At 63.4% G+C, this 16,168-nt stretch carries 20 protein-coding genes; 8 read left to right on the forward strand and 12 right to left on the reverse strand.

What is annotated here, in order from left to right; genetic code table 11:
• Positions 1-68: 68 nt before the first annotated feature.
• From pvdO to pvdM, 3 genes are read right to left on the reverse strand one after another with little or no spacing between them, the layout of a single operon-like run.
• Complete coding sequence (gene pvdO / locus EJA05_RS11420; RefSeq protein ID WP_125858318.1) at positions 69-953, reverse strand: dihydropyoverdine dehydrogenase; 885 nt, start codon at positions 951-953, stop codon at positions 69-71.
• Positions 954-966: 13 nt separating this feature from the next.
• Complete coding sequence (pvdN, locus tag EJA05_RS11425) at positions 967-2,244, reverse strand: pyoverdine-tailoring periplasmic protein PvdN (RefSeq protein WP_125858319.1); 1,278 nt, start codon at positions 2,242-2,244, stop codon at positions 967-969.
• A gap of 17 nt (positions 2,245-2,261) precedes the next feature.
• Positions 2,262-3,608, reverse strand: a complete 1,347-nt coding sequence (gene pvdM, locus EJA05_RS11430; RefSeq protein ID WP_125858320.1) for a pyoverdine-tailoring dipeptidase-like protein PvdM — start codon at positions 3,606-3,608, stop codon at positions 2,262-2,264.
• 180 nt (positions 3,609-3,788) lie between these two features.
• Between pvdM and EJA05_RS11435 the strand changes: the two genes are divergently transcribed.
• The 3 genes from EJA05_RS11435 to EJA05_RS11445 all read left to right on the forward strand — a co-directional run bounded on the left by EJA05_RS11435 (position 3,789) and on the right by EJA05_RS11445 (position 5,862).
• Positions 3,789-4,223, forward strand: coding sequence for a hypothetical protein (locus EJA05_RS11435; RefSeq protein ID WP_125858321.1), 435 nt, complete (start codon positions 3,789-3,791; stop codon positions 4,221-4,223).
• A gap of 60 nt (positions 4,224-4,283) precedes the next feature.
• Positions 4,284-4,778 (forward strand): GNAT family N-acetyltransferase, encoded by a 495-nt coding sequence (locus EJA05_RS11440; protein WP_125861298.1) that lies wholly within the window; start codon positions 4,284-4,286, stop codon positions 4,776-4,778.
• Between the two features lie 451 nt (positions 4,779-5,229).
• Positions 5,230-5,862: a LysE family translocator gene (locus tag EJA05_RS11445; protein WP_125463698.1), complete on the forward strand. Its 633-nt coding sequence runs from the start codon at positions 5,230-5,232 to the stop codon at positions 5,860-5,862.
• A 36-nt stretch (positions 5,863-5,898) separates the two neighbouring features.
• On the opposite strand, the gene pbpG is transcribed toward EJA05_RS11445, so the two are convergent.
• Positions 5,899-6,825, reverse strand: coding sequence for a D-alanyl-D-alanine endopeptidase (gene pbpG / locus EJA05_RS11450; protein WP_125463699.1), 927 nt, complete (start codon positions 6,823-6,825; stop codon positions 5,899-5,901).
• Between the two features lie 272 nt (positions 6,826-7,097).
• On the opposite strand from pbpG, the gene EJA05_RS11455 reads away from it, so the two are divergent.
• Positions 7,098-7,394 carry a hypothetical protein gene (locus EJA05_RS11455; RefSeq protein WP_125858322.1) on the forward strand — a complete coding sequence of 99 codons (297 nt, stop codon included), beginning with the start codon at positions 7,098-7,100 and terminating at the stop codon, positions 7,392-7,394.
• Between the two features lie 467 nt (positions 7,395-7,861).
• Positions 7,862-8,077 carry a hypothetical protein gene (locus tag EJA05_RS11460; protein WP_125463701.1) on the forward strand — a complete coding sequence of 72 codons (216 nt, stop codon included), beginning with the start codon at positions 7,862-7,864 and terminating at the stop codon, positions 8,075-8,077.
• Between the two features lie 114 nt (positions 8,078-8,191).
• Here EJA05_RS11460 and EJA05_RS11465 read toward each other — a convergent pair whose 3' ends face one another.
• Both EJA05_RS11465 and EJA05_RS11470 read right to left on the reverse strand, forming a co-directional pair.
• Positions 8,192-8,374 (reverse strand): hypothetical protein, encoded by a 183-nt coding sequence (locus EJA05_RS11465; RefSeq protein WP_125463702.1) that lies wholly within the window; start codon positions 8,372-8,374, stop codon positions 8,192-8,194.
• A gap of 101 nt (positions 8,375-8,475) precedes the next feature.
• Positions 8,476-8,820, reverse strand: coding sequence for a hypothetical protein (locus tag EJA05_RS11470; protein ID WP_110994624.1), 345 nt, complete (start codon positions 8,818-8,820; stop codon positions 8,476-8,478).
• A 162-nt stretch (positions 8,821-8,982) separates the two neighbouring features.
• On the opposite strand from EJA05_RS11470, the gene EJA05_RS11475 reads away from it, so the two are divergent.
• A complete protein-coding gene (locus EJA05_RS11475) occupies positions 8,983-9,804 on the forward strand; it encodes a shikimate 5-dehydrogenase (RefSeq protein WP_125858323.1) in 822 nt (273 codons plus the stop codon).
• Between the two features lie 176 nt (positions 9,805-9,980).
• Here EJA05_RS11475 and EJA05_RS11480 read toward each other — a convergent pair whose 3' ends face one another.
• The 4 genes from EJA05_RS11480 to EJA05_RS28555 form a co-directional block, all read right to left on the reverse strand.
• Complete coding sequence (locus EJA05_RS11480; RefSeq protein WP_125463705.1) at positions 9,981-10,223, reverse strand: hypothetical protein; 243 nt, start codon at positions 10,221-10,223, stop codon at positions 9,981-9,983.
• Between the two features lie 94 nt (positions 10,224-10,317).
• A complete protein-coding gene (gene gloA / locus EJA05_RS11485; RefSeq protein WP_110994621.1) occupies positions 10,318-10,845 on the reverse strand; it encodes a lactoylglutathione lyase in 528 nt (175 codons plus the stop codon).
• A 350-nt stretch (positions 10,846-11,195) separates the two neighbouring features.
• The gene (locus EJA05_RS11495) at positions 11,196-11,555 is read right to left on the reverse strand and encodes a histone-like nucleoid-structuring protein, MvaT/MvaU family (protein ID WP_110994653.1); all 360 of its coding nucleotides are present in this window, start codon (positions 11,553-11,555) and stop codon (positions 11,196-11,198) included.
• Positions 11,556-11,790: 235 nt separating this feature from the next.
• A complete protein-coding gene (locus EJA05_RS28555) occupies positions 11,791-11,913 on the reverse strand; it encodes a hypothetical protein (protein WP_267285395.1) in 123 nt (40 codons plus the stop codon).
• Between EJA05_RS28555 and EJA05_RS11500 the strand changes: the two genes are divergently transcribed.
• The gene (locus EJA05_RS11500; protein ID WP_125858324.1) at positions 11,912-13,201 is read left to right on the forward strand and encodes an OprD family porin; all 1,290 of its coding nucleotides are present in this window, start codon (positions 11,912-11,914) and stop codon (positions 13,199-13,201) included. The two genes, EJA05_RS28555 and EJA05_RS11500, sit on opposite strands and share 2 nt — an antisense overlap.
• Before the next feature lie 65 nt (positions 13,202-13,266).
• Entirely contained in the window at positions 13,267-14,016 is a 750-nt protein-coding gene (gene cobF, locus EJA05_RS11505) for a precorrin-6A synthase (deacetylating) (RefSeq protein WP_125858325.1), read from the forward strand.
• A gap of 30 nt (positions 14,017-14,046) precedes the next feature.
• Here the strand turns inward: cobF and EJA05_RS11510 are convergent, their stop codons facing one another.
• Positions 14,047-15,261 carry a glycosyltransferase gene (locus EJA05_RS11510; protein ID WP_125858326.1) on the reverse strand — a complete coding sequence of 405 codons (1,215 nt, stop codon included), beginning with the start codon at positions 15,259-15,261 and terminating at the stop codon, positions 14,047-14,049.
• Between the two features lie 402 nt (positions 15,262-15,663).
• Positions 15,664-16,014 (reverse strand): response regulator, encoded by a 351-nt coding sequence (locus EJA05_RS11520; protein WP_125858327.1) that lies wholly within the window; start codon positions 16,012-16,014, stop codon positions 15,664-15,666.
• Positions 16,015-16,168 lie beyond the last annotated feature (154 nt).

Here is a 16,168-nt window from a genome sequence, read left to right on the forward strand (position 1 = left end):
ACCCCGGGCTGCGGGAGTACATCGATAGAACGAGAAGCGGTGGGGACAATTTAGCGTGGGCCGGGCCCTTAGAGTTCGCGTACGACCCTGAAACCCAGCCAGTCGCCGGGCCGCCGGGGGACCATCACGTTGCGGTTGCCGGAACGGGAGAAGATTGGTGCTTCGCCCCAGTCGTTGCCGCGCACCTGCACCAGTTCGCAACTGTCCGCGCTGCGGGTGGAATGGCCCCAGGCGCTACCGTCGGTGGGGGCGCCGACATAGTTGTCGTGCAGGCAATCGGCGACCCATTCGTAGACATTGCCGTGCATGTCGTACATGCCGAAGGCGTTGGGCGGGAAGCTGCCCACCGGCGAGGTGAAGCTGTAGCCGTCCTTGGGCCCGTAGACGTTGGCGTGCTGGCTGATTTCGTAGTCGGCACCTGGGTCGAGGGGGAAGGGGAACGGGCCGGTACTGCCGGCGCGGGCGGCGTATTCACGTTCCGCTTCGCTGACCATGCGGTAGGTCTTGCCGGTCTTCTTCGACAGCCACTCCACGTAGTCCTGCACGTCGTAGTAGGTCATGCACACCGCCGGCTGCCGCGGGCCTTGTTTGTAGGTCGGCTTGCTGGCGGTGCACTTGCGCCCGGGGCGTACGTCGCCGTCGTGGATCACGGCGCCGCTCTGCTTGATGTAGGTGTCCCACTCCTCGGCGGTGACCTGGAAGCGGCTCATGGCGAAGGGCTTGGCGAAGGTCACCTTGTGCATCGGGCCTTCGTCGTCCTGGCGGCCCTGTTCGTCGTCGGGGGTGCCCATCATGAAGCTACCGGCCGGCAGCACGACCATCTCCGGGCAGGCGCCGGTGCAGTCACGGAACACCGTGCCGGGCGCGGGCGCCGGGGTGGTGGTGGCCAGCGCCGGCAGGCTGCAGGCGGCGAGCAGGGCGGCAAGGGTGAGGCGAGGCAAGGCAGTGTGCATGAAAGATCCTTTTCTAGAGTTGCTGGGTGACCAGGGCCATGACCCGCTCAATCTGCTGCTCGTCATTGAGCAGCCCCGGGGCCAGGCGAATGACCGGGCCGACTTCGCGGTACACCGCATCGCACATGACCTTGTTGGCGATCAGCTGCGCGGCGAAGGCGTCGGGGTCCTTGCCGGGCACGCGGAAGAAGGTGAAACCGGCGGAGAACTCGGGGCTGCGTGGCGTCACCAGTTCGATCTGGCGGTGTTCGGCCAGGCGCTCCTTGAGCAGGCTGTTGAGCTGGTGGATGCGCGCCTGGACGTCGGCCTTGCCCAACTGCAGGTGCAGCTTGAAGGCCTCGCTGGTGGCCCAGCGGTGCTCGAAGGCGTGGTAGCCGCCGGGGGTCATGATGGTGGCGAAGTCTTCGTCGCGGGAGAAGGTGGCGACGCTGGGGGTGAGGTGCTCCATGCCGGTGGACGCGGCGCAGATCAGGCCAGTGCCGCGGGGGCCGAACATCCACTTGTGGGTGCCGGCGATGAAGTAGTCGCAGTTGAAGTCGGCGAAGCGCGCGTTCTCCACGCCGAAGCCGTGCACGCCGTCGACCACGTAGAGGATGCGCTCGGCTTCGCTGCGGTTGCGGTTGTGCCGGCGCACCAGTTCGCCGATCTCGCCCACCGGCAGTTTGACGCCGCTGCTGGAATGCACCCAGGTCATGCCGAGTACCCGGGTTTCGGGGCGGATGCTCTGGTCGATGGTGCTCAGCACCTGGTCGGTGGAGACGTTCCAGGGTTTGTCGAACAGGCGGATCTTGCGGACCTGGGTGCCTTGGCGGCGGCTGCGGAATTCCAGGGCTTTGTAGGCCGAGTAGTGCTCGTGCTCGGTGATCAGGATTTCCTGTTTCGGGCCTACCTGCAGGCCGCTGTAGATCATCGCCAGGCCTTCGGTGGTGCTGCCGGTCAGGGCGATCTGGCGTGGCCCGACTTCCAGGTAGCGACCGGCCCATTCGCGTACTTCGTCCTCGCGCTGCCATTCGTACTGGCTGTTCCAGTCCATCAGGGCGGCGGGGTTGCGGTCGAGGTCGGCGCGGTGGCGGTCGATGGCCGCCTGCACGGGGCGGGCGTGGGCGGTGATCAGGAAGTTGGCGAAGTGCAGGGTCTGCGGGTCGAGCGGGAACAGCTCGCGCAGGTTGCGCCATTTGTCGGCGCCGGCCAGCGGCTTGGCGCTGCCGGCCGGTGCCTGGGCGTGGGCGAGCAGGGGCAGGCCGGCGGCGAGGACGCCGGCTTGCTTGAGGAAACTGCGACGGTTGGTCATGAAGGGTTGGGCCTTGCTCAGCGGGTGGCGACGGGTTGTGCGGATTTCTGTACCTGTTCCCAGGCGCGCAGGAAGTTGCCCGCCCAGAGTTTCGCGATGTCCGTCTCGCTGTAGCCGCGGGTCAGCAGCTCGGCGGTGACGTTGCGGATTTCGCTCACGTCCTTCCAGCCTTCCAGGCCGCCGCCGTCGTTGAAGTCGGAACTGATGCCGACGTGGTCAATGCCTACCTTTTTCACCGTGTAGTCGATGGCGTCGACGTACTGCTTGAGGGTGGCCTTGGGTTCTTCTTCGAGGATGCCGTACAGCGAACTTGCGTACTCGCCGAAGCGCGACTCGGGCCAGATGGCGATCACCGCGTCGCCCGGCATCAGGGCGTTGGCCAGGCCTTGCAGCGGTTGCAGGTCGAAGCGCGCGCGCAGGGCGTCGAGCTTGTCCAGCACCGGCTTGCCCAGCGGCTTGAGGTACTGGCCGAAACCGACCACCTGGATCACCCCGCCGCTGGCCTTGATCAGCTGCATCTCGTGGTCGGAGAGGTTGCGTGGTATGTCCACCAGTGCCCGGGGCGCCGAGTGCGAGGCGACCATCGGTGCGCGCGACAGGCGGGCGACGTCTTCCAGGGCCTTCGTCGACATCTGCGACACGTCGATGATCACGCCCAGGTCGTTGAGGCGCTTGACCGCTTGCTCGCCTAGCGGCGACAGGCCGCCGAGGGCGTCGGCGGTGTCGTTGAAGAACGGTAGCGGGCGCGAGGAGTCGGCCCAGTCGTTGTTGCCGGTGTAGCTGAAGCCGAACATGCGCATGCCGCGTGCGGCCCACAGGTCCAGTTGGGCGACGTCATGGCCCAACGGGTAGGCGTTGAGCATGCTGATGAAGATGGCGAACTTGCCCTCGCCGTTGAGGCGGCGGAAGTCGGCGGGGGTGTAGGCGATGCCGACCTGGTTGGGGAAGTCGCGGACCATGCCGCTGATGATCTTGTAGCGCACCTCTTGCTCATGACGCGCGGCGTCGACGAAACCGGGGGTGGGGCGGTGCGGGGCGTTGGGGCCATTCCAGATTTCCGGCCAGCCGAAAATGGTCAACGCGGCGCCCGACAGGCGCCCGCGGTTGGCCTTGACCAGGTCGAACTGGGTCGGGCCGTCCTTGTCCAGTTCGTTGCCGGCGCTGCCCAGGTCCAGCGGCACGGTGACGTGGCTGTCGAAGGAGAGCATGTGTTCGTGCAGGGCGTTGGCCTGTTCGACGATCTGGCGCGGGTAACCGGCCTCCCGGCCTTGCCAGTAGAAGTAGCCGGCGGCGCTGCCCAGGGCGACCGCCAGGGCCAGGGGCAGGCCGATGTACAGGGCTTTGCGGGAACGGGTCTTGGTCATTGCCATCTCGTTGCAGGGCTGATCGGGTGCCTGCCGGTGGCGCACGGGCGCCCAGGCAGGGTTCGGGTATCAGGTGGACGAATGGCGGGGGGGTAAATTTATCCACGCGTTGGCGTTCATGTTTCGCTGTGGCCTGCCGATATGCAGTCATCGGAAGGACCCTTGCAGAGGATCAGGGACATGGTTAATTTCACGCTCATCAACATCGCCGGCGCCGCGCCGACGCTCAATACCCCCGCTCAGAACGGCACAACCCAGGCTGGCAGCGGCACTCAGGAAGCAGCGCCGCTGAAGATCGACCCCAAGCTGTTCAAGGCTGATGCCGACGCCGGGCCCAGCATCGAGACCGACGAAAGCTCCGATCCGCCCGAGGTCAAAGAGCTGCGCGAGATGATCGAGCGGCTGCAGAAGCAGCTGGCCGAAGAGCAGAAGCAGTTGGCCGCGATGATGGCGAAGCAGCACGACGACCCGGCGAGCCAGGCGGCGATTGCTGCCAAGCAGGCCAGTATCACCACCCTGATCGGGCAGATCTCGGCGGCTACCGCGCAGTTGCTGGAGACCCTGAACAAGCTTGGCAGCAGCAGTGCCGGTGGTTCGGTCGACACCGTGGCCTGACCTTCGCCGGGCTGATTGGGTATGCTGGCGGCCCGTGATGAACGAGCCGCCGCAACGCCGATGCCGACCTGGACGCTGAGCACCGCCACCCACCGCAATGCCCGCGAGGTCGTCGATTTCATCGATACCGCCCGCCGTGGGCTTTTCCCGATGCTCGCCGATTCACCGATGCCCAGGGACCTTGCCTGTTTCGAGGAAAGCTACCTCGAGGGGGAGGGGCTGTTTCTGGTCGCCCATGACCAGGGGCGGTTGGTGGCATGCATCGGCTACCTGCCGTATGACCATCGCTTTGACCAGCTCGATTACCGCACCCGCCGTACGGTGGAAGTGGTGCGGTTGTTTGTTGTGCCCGAGTATCGGCGCCATGGGCTGGCAAGGGAGCTGTTTGCCGCGCTGCGCGCGGCGGCGCAGCGCGCTGGGGTTGAGTGGCTGTACCTGCATACCCATCCGTTTTTGCCGGGGGCGCTTCGGTTCTGGGAGGGGCAGGGGTTTGCCATTGTGGATGTGGAAGAGGATCCGGTTTGGCGGACTACGCATATGCAGAGGGTGGTGTGAGGGCTGGAGGCCTGGCTTGAGAGCGCATGTGGGCCACCAGTGTTCGCCGGTATTTTTGCAGCGCCTGTGAGATCGAGCGCCGCCCGCGCGGCGCATCGCGGGACAAGCCCGCTCCCACATTTGTTTCGGGCCAATTATTCCTGTGAAAGTACCGGCGCCTGCCTTGGTGCATGCCTTGAGTCATGTGGGGCGGTTGCAACGCCCATGTTGAAGCCGCGTCGTACCAACAAGGCGGACCAGGTGATAGCACAGGAGAGACTGGCCCGAAACAGATGTGGGAGCGGGCTTGCCCCGCGATGCGCCGCGCGGGCGGCGCTCGATCTTGAGAGCGCTGCAGATCTATCGCCATACACTTGGTGGCCCATATGCGATCCCAAGCATGGATCAGCGTTTCAAGGCGGGATCATCTGCGGATACACTTCGCCCACTCACCACCACAAGGACGTGCACGATGCCTGAACTCACCAGCCTGCTGGCCTTCGCCCTGATCTGCCTGGGCATGGTCCTCACCCCCGGCCCGAACATGATCTACCTGATCTCCCGCTCGATCTGCCAGGGCCGTGCGGCCGGGCTGATTTCGCTGGGCGGCGTGGCCCTGGGCTTCGTCATCTACATGCTGTGCGCGGCACTGGGCATCACCGCGCTGGTGATGGCGGTGCCGCTGGCCTACGACGCGCTGCGCATCGGCGGCGCCTTGTACTTGCTGTACCTGGCCTGGCAGGCGCTGCGTCCGGGTGGCCGCTCGCCGTTCCAGGTGCGCGACCTGCCGGCGGACAGCCCGCGCCGGCTGTTCGGCATGGGCCTGTTGACCAGCCTGCTCAATCCCAAGATCGCGGTGATGTACCTGTCGCTGATGCCACAGTTCATCGAACCGGGCCACGGCAGTGTGCTGGCCCAGTCGCTGGTGCTGGGCTGCACGCAGATCATGATCAGTGTGTCGGTGAATGCGTTGATCGCGGTGATGGCTGGCTCCATCGCCGTATTTCTCGCCGGGCGGCCGGTGTGGCAGCAGGTTCAGCGTTGGCTGATGGGGACCGTGCTGGCGGGGCTGGCCGTGCGCATGCTGGCCGAAGGCCGCCGCTGAAGGCGTGCCCCGCGTCCTGCGGGGCGGTGCGGGATTTCAGTCCTGAACCAGGCGCGGGCGGGCCTGGCGCTCGCTCTTGTACTGCATGGCCACCGACGGCGCCGCCTTGGCGCTGCCGGTTTCCAGCCACTGGCGCATGCGGCTGGCATCGGCGAAGTGGGTGTACTTGCCGTAGGCGTCGAGAATCACCATGGCCACCGGGCGGTTGTCCATCCGGGTCAGCAGCACCAGGCAGTGGCCCGCCTCGTTGGTGAAGCCGGTCTTGGTCAGCTTGATGTCCCAGTTGCTCTTGTTGACCAGGTGGTCGGTGTTACGGAAGCCCAGGGTGTAGTTGGGTTTGCGGAACGCCACGGTCTTTTCCCGGGTGGTCGAGAGTTCGCCGAGCATCGGGTACTTGCGCGAGGCCATCAGCAGTTTGGCCAGGTCCTGGGCGGTGGACACGTTCAGCGTCGACAGGCCGGTCGGCTCGACGTAGCGGGTATGGCTCATGCCCAGTGCGCGGGCCTTGGCATTCATGGCCTTGATGAACGCGCCGTAGCCACCAGGGTAGTGGTTGGCCAGGGTGGTGGCGGCGCGGTTCTCCGACGACATCAGGGTAATCAGCAGCGTCTCGCGACGGTTCAGCTCGCTACCCAGGCGCACCCGCGAATACACGCCTTTCATCTCCGGGTTGTTGGCGATGGTCATGCTGAGCATTTCGTCCATGGGCAGCTTGGCGTCGAGCACGACCATCGCGGTCATCAGCTTGGTGACCGAGGCGATGGGGCGCACGCGATCGGCGTGGCTGGCGTACAGCTCCTGGTTGGTGTTGAGGTCGATCAGCAGGGCGCTGCCGGAGGCCAGGTGCAACTTGCTGGGGTCACGTTGGGCCTGGGCCGGGGGTTGTGCAGCAGCGGTCGACGGGAGGGTCGCAGTACCTGTGAGCAACAGCAGCAGGCTGAGGATGGACAGGGAAGTTTTCACGTTGAGGCTCACTAAATGTTGGTATGTCGTTGGCTGTGCAAGGGTTTTCCCCCAAAAACCGATGCATTGTGGAGTATGGCTTAAAGGCTGTCGAATGCCTTATATCCAAAGGGCGCAAGGTGAACGAAATTTAATCCTGTACCGATTCTGTACCCATTACCTTCTCTTCCGGCTTGGCGATTTTTGGCCCGGTCGTTGGTGCAGAGCGCTGGCGGCCAGAGCCAAATTGGACTACTGCTTCCGTCTCGATCAATCCACTCAAGGAATGTGAGATGAGGCGACTACTGCTGGGTGTCATGCTGGTTGCGTCGGGCGCTGCTCAGGCTGGAATTCCGCTGGTGAACGCCACGTGCCCAGGCAACATCGAGGTGCACGCCGACAAGGGTGGCCCTATCTACATCAATGGCAAGGAAGGCAAGCTGAAGAGGTTCAACGACAACTATTTCGAAGCCAAGGGCAGCGGTGTGACGATCTCGCTGTCGATCAACCCGGACGGCTCTGCGAGCGTTTCCTATACCGGTAAGAACCGAGCCAATGGCATTTGCCAGGTAAAGGGCGAAGGCTCTTGAGGCGCTGTCGGGCAGAGAGGGTCAGGCGATTTACGCTGGCTTACAACATTCTGCCTTAAGGTCGCCTGACGTCTGCTAATGCAGTTGCATGTGAAGGGATGAGTGGAGCGGCATTGTTTGAACCTGCAATTTTACCGAGGTCCAAACTATGCAAGGCCTGGCTTCGCCTGGCCGGAGACACTCAAATGAAACGAAAAGCTGCTTGGGTCGCAATACTGTCAGCGGTGGTGGTGTTGAGCGGTTGCTGGCCGTATTGGCACGATGGAAGGCATCACCGGCATTACTACGATGAGGATCGTGGTGGCCATGAGTATCGGCGGTATTAACCAAACACCGTCATCATCACCGCAGAGCGCCCTGTGAACAGTTTCCTCGAACGGATGGGGCGGGGCGCTCTGCGCTGGCGGTGCAAAATGAATGTCGATCAAACACCTACACTGTGAGCGTGTTGTATTGAGGACGCCGACATGGCCGAAGTTCTCGCGTTCTTGGGGAAGGCGTTCACTAGTCTCTTTCTGGAGATCATTTTCTGGTTCTTCTTTTACTGGCTCGGCTGGCCAGTCGTGAAGATCGCCAGCCTGGGCCGGCGCCCACAGGGCGATTGGCGAAGTGAGACCGCCGAAAGAAACTGGGTATCAGGCGTTGGGGTCGCGGTGTTTGCTTGCATCATCATGTTGTTTTGAGGCCAGTTTTGGCGCCTTTGCGTTATCGGGACCACTTGCGTCGGGCAAAAAAAAGCCCGCCATGAAGGCGGGCGAGGGGACGCTTGGGGAGCAACACACAACAACAGATTCGGTTCAGGCAATAAGGCAGCTGTCGAGCAACTGCCCGGCCAGGGTCTCGGCCGAGGAGCGGGTGGTCAACGGGCCGCTGATGGCTTCGCCGTTGCGCATCAGGTACCAGCACGCCAGCTGGCCTTGGGCACGCAGGCTGGCCGGTACGGCGCTGCCGATGACGGACATGATCTGGATGGGGGCCATGGGGGATCTCCTGTGAAACATGGCCCCACATTACGCAGACGCCGTGAAGGTTTGAAATCGATGGCTTCGATAGTGGTCATTGATTTCATCAACTGTGCCGACTACCAGCGAGGCGGGCCGTAGTAGACCGGCGGCGGGCCGTAGTAGCGGCGATACACCGGTGGCGGCGGTGCCGGCACATACTGTTCGACCACGTAGGGCTGGTAGTACACGGGCGGCGGCGGTGCTTGCACATAAACCGGTGGCGGTGGGTAATAGGCGGGTTGGCGCTCGACGTAGACGGTACGGTCATGCCCACCGCTGACGGCTGCCCCGACCACCGCGCCCACCACTGCCGCGCCGATCACCGGCCCCGGGCCATACCAGCCGCCACCGTGGGCGGACGCCTGCCCGCTGACGGCCAGCGCGCCGACCAGCAGGGCGATTCCGGGGATGAAACGCTTCATGGTCAATCCTCGCAAGACAACCCCACGCTTGGGGCCTGATTACTATGACCGCAGTCAGGGTCAAGTGAGCGCAGGGGAAGGGTAAAGGTTGTGTAAGGGGCGACAGGCGGCAGCCTCTGTTACGCTCAGTCAATCGTTTCAGCAGCCTCGACAGGAGCGGCAATGATCCCATCCCCCAGCAGCGCCACCGTGTTGTGCATTTCCCTGGCCGGACGCCCCGGTACCTTCGGCGTGCGTTTTCACAATCACCTCTATCAGCAGCTCGGGCTGGATTACTACTACAAGGCCATGACCACCCAGGACCTGCCTGCCGCGGTGGCCGGTATTCGCGCCCTGGGCATTCGCGGCTGCGGTGTGTCGATGCCGTACAAGGAGGCCTGCATGGCGCTGGTGGATGAGGTTGATCCGTCTGCGCTGGCGATCGAGTCGGTCAACACGCTGGTCAACACCGACGGTCACCTCAAGGCCTACAACACCGACTACCTGGCGGTACGTCAGCTGCTGCAGCGCCACCAGGTCGACCCTGGCACCGTCTTTGCCTTGCGCGGCAGCGGCGGTATGGCCAAGGCGGTGGCCAGTGCGCTGCGTGATGCGGGCTTCGCCAACGGCACCATCGTTGCCCGCAACGAACAGGCCGGGCGGCACCTGGCGGATGTCTGTGGCTATGGTTGGTTGCCCGAGCTGGGCGACATGTGCCCGCCGATGCTGGTCAATGTCACGCCGATCGGCATGGCTGGCGGGCCGGAGGCCGATCAGCTGGCGTTTTCGGAAAATGCGATCGCCGCGGCCGAGCGGGTGTTCGACGTGGTGGCGATGCCAGCGCGCACACCGCTGATCCTGCGGGCGGAAACGCTGGGCGTACCGGTGATCACCGGGCTTGAGGTGATCGCCCTGCAGGCACTGGAGCAGTTCGTGCTGTATACCGGGGTGCGGCCGTCGGACGAGCAGGTGGCGGCGGCGGTGGCCTTTGCCCAAGGCGGCTGAATGCAGGATTACGCATGGTTTGAAGCCAGCGCGGTCGGTGTAGGAGCGGCCTTGTGTCGCGAAAGGGCTGCGGAGCAGCCCCGGCGATTTCTGCTTTCACGCTGAAACCCTGGGGCCGCTTTGCGGCCCTATCGCGACACAAGGCCGCTCCTACAGTGGGCGTGCATACGCTGGGCTCAAAACACCTTGTGCCCGTCATCCAACTGATGATCGACCAGCGCCCGGCCATGGGCCAGGGACACATGCTGGGCGTTTTCCAGGTCGGCGAAGAATTTCATCGGCAACGACAGGCGCTTGCTGGTATGCCCGCCTGGGTCGGTAATCAGGCAGCCGGCGGCATAGGGCAGGGGGGAATCGGGGTGGGGCATCACACTGGCGGTGATGGTGTGCTCGCGGTATTCACAGTGAAGGGTTTGCATCGTCCTTACCTCGCTGTGGCTATGGAAGGGTTACTTCCATATACCACGGCAAGGGGCCGGTAGTTCCCGGCCCGACGAGCGCGAGCGCCGTCTGTCAGTCTTTCAGCGCGGTCGGTTGGATGACTTCGACCCAGTAACCATCCGGGTCCTTGACGAAGGCCAGGTGGTTCATGCGGCCATCGGCCAGGCGCTTCTGGAAGGGCACGTCCAGCGCCTCGAAACGCGCGCAGGCTTCGCGTACGTCCGGCACCGAAATGCAGATGTGGCCAAAGCCGCGCGGGTCGGTGTTGCCGTTGTGGTAGGCGAACTCAGGGTCGTTCTCGGTGCCGTGGTTGTGGGTCAGTTCCAGCACGCCAGGGATCGATTTCATCCACTGGTGGCGCTCGGCGTCGTCGGCAGGGATCTGCGCCGGGTCGACCAGGGCCAGGAAATACAGGCTGAAGGCCGCTTCTGGGAAGTCGCGCTTGTCCACCAGGCGGAAACCCAGCACGCGGGTGTAGAAGTCCAGCGATTTCTCGATGTCCTTGACCCGCAGCATGGTGTGGTTGAATACGAATTGGGCGGTGGCGGTGTCTGGCTGGGCGGTGACGCCGGGCAGGGTGTTCAGATCATGCAGGCTCATGGGGACTCCAGAATCAGGGCCTAGGGTTTGTACGAAAAGTCGCCGAGCGGCGATCAGGCAAGGCGAAAACAGGCGAGGAAGCGGAGTTGACTGGTTGTCAATGAGCATTCCGAGCCTGTTTTCAACGCAGCATGATCGTCGCGCAGGCACTTTTCGTACAAAGCCTAAATACAGGAGGGCATGATACGGCAGTCAGCCTCGAGCGCAAACGAAAGCGCCCTGCACGAGTGCAGGGCGCCGGAATTAGAGGCCCGCATGTGCGGGCGCGTGATGGGGTCGCTAGTCCTTTAGCTGGTTCGATACTGTTACAGCGCTTGTGAAAAATGTGTGAAGCCGGTGTTGATATTTCATCAGCGAACCCAGCTTTCCACGGTCTGCGCCCCGTACTGTTCTTTCCAGGCCTTCAGCCCACGGTGGTTGCCGCCTTTGGTCTCGATCAGCTCGCCGGTGTGGGGGTTCTCGTACACCTTCACCACACGCGGGCGGCGTTGCTGTTTGGCGGCAACTGCCGGGCCCCGCGCGGTCGCTTTGGGGTCGAGAATGGCGATGATGTCGCGCAGGCTCTTGTCATAGCTTTTCATCAGGCCGACTAGTTTCTGCTCGAATTCGATTTCGCGTTTGAGGCCGGCATCCTTTTTCAGCGCTTCCAGTTGTGCCATCTGTTCCTGTAGCGCTTTTTCGGCAGCACGAAACTCTGCAAGTCTGGACACTGTCATCACTCCTGTAAGTCTGCCGTGGCATGGCGTAACGAACATGGAAGTCACACTAGACGCCGGCCACGCGGGTGGGTATTGCTGTTCGCTGTTAGTGAGTGTAGTAGTCGCGGGCAGGGGGGTAAACAGTAAACTTTCAATTGATTATCCGGGAACTTTGCCGGTTTTTCGCAACCGCTTTGAAACTGCTTCATTGGCTGCTCTCGGCTGCGCTAGACCATGGTCCAATGGCTCATTCCAGAGCCTTCGGGGCAAAATTGGCGATGATGGTCGAAATCTGTTCGTTCATCGCGTAGTGCCGGTGCAGGTGGCTGCCCGGATTGTTTTTTGCCTTTCTCTGGATGTTCCCTCGCATGTTTGCCCCTTTTCCTCTCGCCCCCGGGCGCAGTGTTGCCGGCTTGTTCTTGCTGTGCGCCGGTGTCAGTGCCCAGGCTGCCGGTTTTGTTGAAGACAGCAGTGCCAAGATCGAAGCCCGCAATGTCTATTTCAACCGCGACTTCCGTGATGGTCACAGCAGTTCCAGCCAGGGCGCGTCGAAGCGCGAAGAGTGGGCGCAAGGGTTCATCCTCAATGTCCAGTCCGGTTATACCCAAGGCCCGGTAGGCTTCGGGGTGGATGCCTTGGGGATGGTCGGTTTCAAACTGGACTCCAGCCCTGCTGACAGTAACAGCGGGCTGCTGCCGTCGTCCGGGCATGACCCGCGCCACTCCGCCGACCAGTACGCCAAGATGGGAATTGCCGGCAAGGTGAAGGTCTCCGAGACCATGCTCAAGTACGGTTCGATGATGCCGGACGTACCCCTGCTCAAGTACAACGATGGCCGTTTGTTGCCGACCATGTTCCACGGTGCCTGGCTCACCTCCGAAGAAGTGCGTGACCTCAAGTTCACCCTGGCGCGCCTGAATCAGTACACCGCGCGGGACTCCACCGACCGCCAGGACATCCGCGTGCACTGCAAGAACAAGCGCTACGCCTGCGATATCGAGGCCGACCACTTCGACCTGGGCGGCATCGATTACCGCTTCAACGAGCGTGTCAGTGCCCAGTACCAGGTGTCCAAACTCGAGAATATCTACCGCCAGCACTTCCTCGGCCTGGTTGCCAGCCAGCCGCTGCAGGTGGGTACGCTGTCGGCCGACCTGCGCCTGATCAAGAGCGATGACATCGGCAACGCTCGCGCCGGCAACATCGACCACCGCGCCTTCAGCGGCATGCTCGGCTACAGCCTGGGCGGCCACAAGCTCAGCGCCGGTTGGCAGCGCATGTATGGCGAAAGCGCCATGCCGTACCTCGACGGCACCAACCCGTACCTGGTCAACTACGCCCAGGTCAACGACTTCGCCGCCGCCCAGGAGCGCTCCTGGCAGCTGCGTTACGACTACGACTTCAAGGCCATTGGCGTTCCCGGCCTGACGTTCTTCACCCGCTATATCAACGGCGACAACATCAAGGTGCCGGGCAGCACTGCCGAAGGCAAAGAGTGGGAGCGCGACACCGAGCTCAAGTACCAGGTGCAAAGCGGCACGTTCAAGGACGTCAGCGTGCGCCTACGCAACTCCACTTACCGCAGCAACTACGAAAAGTGGGCGCGGGACATGGACGAGACGCGGGTGATCGTCAGCTACAACTTCTCGGTGTTCTAAGCCCCCCTTTGCCAAAAACCGGTGGCCATCCGAGAATGACCGCCGGTAACCAGGCAGGGCAAGTGATGAAGCAACTTCTGTTGATTGGTATCGGCCCGGGCGACCCGCGCCAGGTCACCTACGAGGCCGTCGAGGCCATGGGCCGTGCCACGGTGTTCTTCGTGCTCGACAAGGGGCAGGAGAAAGACGAACTGGTGGGCCTGCGCAAAACCATCCTCGAACGCTACCTGCCTGATGGCGGCTACCGCCTGGTACAGGTCGCCGACCCACGGCGCGATGCCCAGGCAGCGGACTACGTTGCGGCCGTGCACGACTGGCACGTGCAGCGCGCCGCGCTGTATGCCCGGCTGATCGAGGACGAGCTCGGTGCCGATGATGTCGGCGCTTTCCTGCTCTGGGGTGAGCCGGGGCTGTATGACAGCACCTTGCGCATCCTCGAGCTCGTGCGTCAGCGTGGCCTTGCGCTGGCGCTTCAGGTGATTCCTGGCATCAGCAGTATTCAGGCCCTGGCGGCCAGGCATCAGGTTCCCCTCAATCGCATCGGCGAGCCGTTGACCGTGCTGCCGGGCCGTCGCCTGGCTGGGCAGGCGCGGATCGACAATGCGCTGGTGATGCTCGATGGCCAGTGCGCGTTTGCCGCACTGGAGGACCCGCAACTGACGATCTACTGGGGGGCCTACCTGGGCACGGTCGATGAGCTGTTGATCGCCGGGCCGCTGCAACAGGTCAAGGCGCAGATTCTCGACGCTCGCGAGCAGGCCCGGCGGCGCAAGGGCTGGATCATGGACACCTACTTGTTGCGCCGCGAACCCTGAGGCCGTGCTGCCGCGTCGTCAGGCAGCCGGTTATCGGCGTTCGCGCCGCAACATGGCCCCGACGAAGTTGTACAGCCGCTGTTCGTGCAGATGAACGAGGCTGTGTTCAATACGCCCGAGGAGCACGGTGGCATGCCGCTGACGGTCGAAGCGTGCCTTGAGCAGCGGCTCGCAGGCGTCCTGCGCCCGTTGCCACTGTGCCGCGTCGCCGTACAGCTGCGCGGCCGCCTTGGCCAGCCCTTCGGCGGTGTCGGCAACGCTGCCCGGCCAGGGGTGCTGCCCTTGGATACCCTCCGCACCCAGCGGCGTGGTCACGCAGGGCGTGCCCTGGCGCAGCGCCTCGAGCAGCGGGCCGTCGATGCCCGCACCGGACCTTAGTGGCGCCAGGTACACACGGGCGCTGCCCAGCAGCGTCTCGACGCATGGCGCCTCGCCCATTACATGCAAACCCTGCTCCGGGGCATGCAAGGCCATGCTCCTGGCTGACGGGTTGGCGCCATGGAGGTACAGCTGCGCTTCAGGCAGCTCGCGGCGCAGCACCGGCCAGAGGTTGTGCCTGAGCCACAGCAGCGCATCATGCTGGGCCGGCGAGGCGAAGTCGCCCAGGCACACGAAGTGCTGGCGCTCGGCGAACGGGCGCGAGGTAGCGGCGGGCTCGACCATTGGCGGGCAGTAATGCAGCAGGTAATCCGGCACACCGAAGCCGTTGACCAGCAGGTCGAACTCGGCTTGCGAGGTGAGTAGCGTCAGGTCGCAGCGCCAGATGGCCGCCAATTCGCGTTGGGTCAACTCGGAGGGCGCCATGTGTCGATACAGGTCCGGGCCGCTGGTGGCGAACAGGGCGCGGAAGTCGTTAGGGTCGAGGCCTTCGATCAGGCGGCGGCGCAGCAGTTGCTGGCGCGTCTCGCTTAGGCTTTGCAGGCCGCCGGTGAGCAGCACGCGCAGGGCTTGAGGGATGTGTTGGGTGACCTGGCTGGTGTAGCGCTCTTCGCTGGTGAAACTGTCGAACAGCACCACGTCTGCGGCCTGGCTGGCCAAGAAGTCCTGGTTATCGGTGCTGATGTGTTGCTCGATCACGCCAAGTGCCGCCAGGTCGGCCTTGCGCTCGCAGGGTTGGGCCGAGCTGGCGAAGGTAACCTGCCAGCCGCCGGCCAGGAGGGTTTGGAGAATCTGCTGCAGGTGCTGGCCGGCGCTACAGGCCTGTGGCTCGGGCCAGCGGTGGCTGAGGACCAGGAGATGGGGCATGGGGGAAGGCCTTGGGGCAAAGGGCGCTATTTAAGCATATGGGGACCATGGGCATGACGGGGCATTTCCAGCGCCTGTGAGATCGAGCGCCGCCCGCGCGGCGCATCGCGGGGCAAGCCCGCTCCCACATTTGTTTCGGGCCAATGAGTCCTGTGAAAGTACCGCTGCCCGCCTTGGTGCATGCCTTGAGTCATGTGAAGCAGCGTTAGCGACCACGCCAGAACCACGTCGGACAAACAAGGCGGACCAGGTAATGGCACAGGAGAGACTGGCCCGAAACAGATGTGGGAGCTGGCTTGCCAGCGATGCGCCGCGCGGGCGGCGCTCGATCTCACAGGCGCAACACCTCTCACGGCGAGCACCTCGCAGCCCTACACCAAACCTTGAAGAAAGCACCCCACCTCAACCCGCCCCAAGAATCTCCCGCACCTTGTCCCGCAACCGATCAATGCTGAACGGCTTGGCAATCATGTACATGCCTTCAGGCACATTCACGTTCTCGGCAAAGCCACTGGCAAACAGCACAGGCAGCAGGGGCCGCAACTCACGGGCCTTGCCCGCCAGCTCTTCACCGCGCATATCCGGCAAACCGACATCGGTCATCATCAACGCCAACGACTGCCCGGCATCTTCGAGAACCTTCAGTGCAGCAGCGGCATTTTCCGCCTCGACGGTTTTGTAGCCCAGTTCGTCGAGCACATCGACTATCAACATACGAACGATGTCGTCGTCCTCGACTACCAGAAGGTGCATGGTACGGATCCTGTTTCGCGTAAAGGGTATCTACTCTGTGCCCGTGGCGGGGTAGAAGTTCCCCAGCTTAACGGCGTGTGCAATCAGATGGAACGATTGGCGCACAGCGCCTTCAAATACTGGCTAAATGCCCTGCCAGAACCGCTAAAGCTGG

Origin of the sequence: Pseudomonas oryziphila (genome assembly GCF_003940825.1) — a bacterium.
GTDB lineage: Bacteria > Pseudomonadota > Gammaproteobacteria > Pseudomonadales > Pseudomonadaceae > Aquipseudomonas > Aquipseudomonas sichuanensis.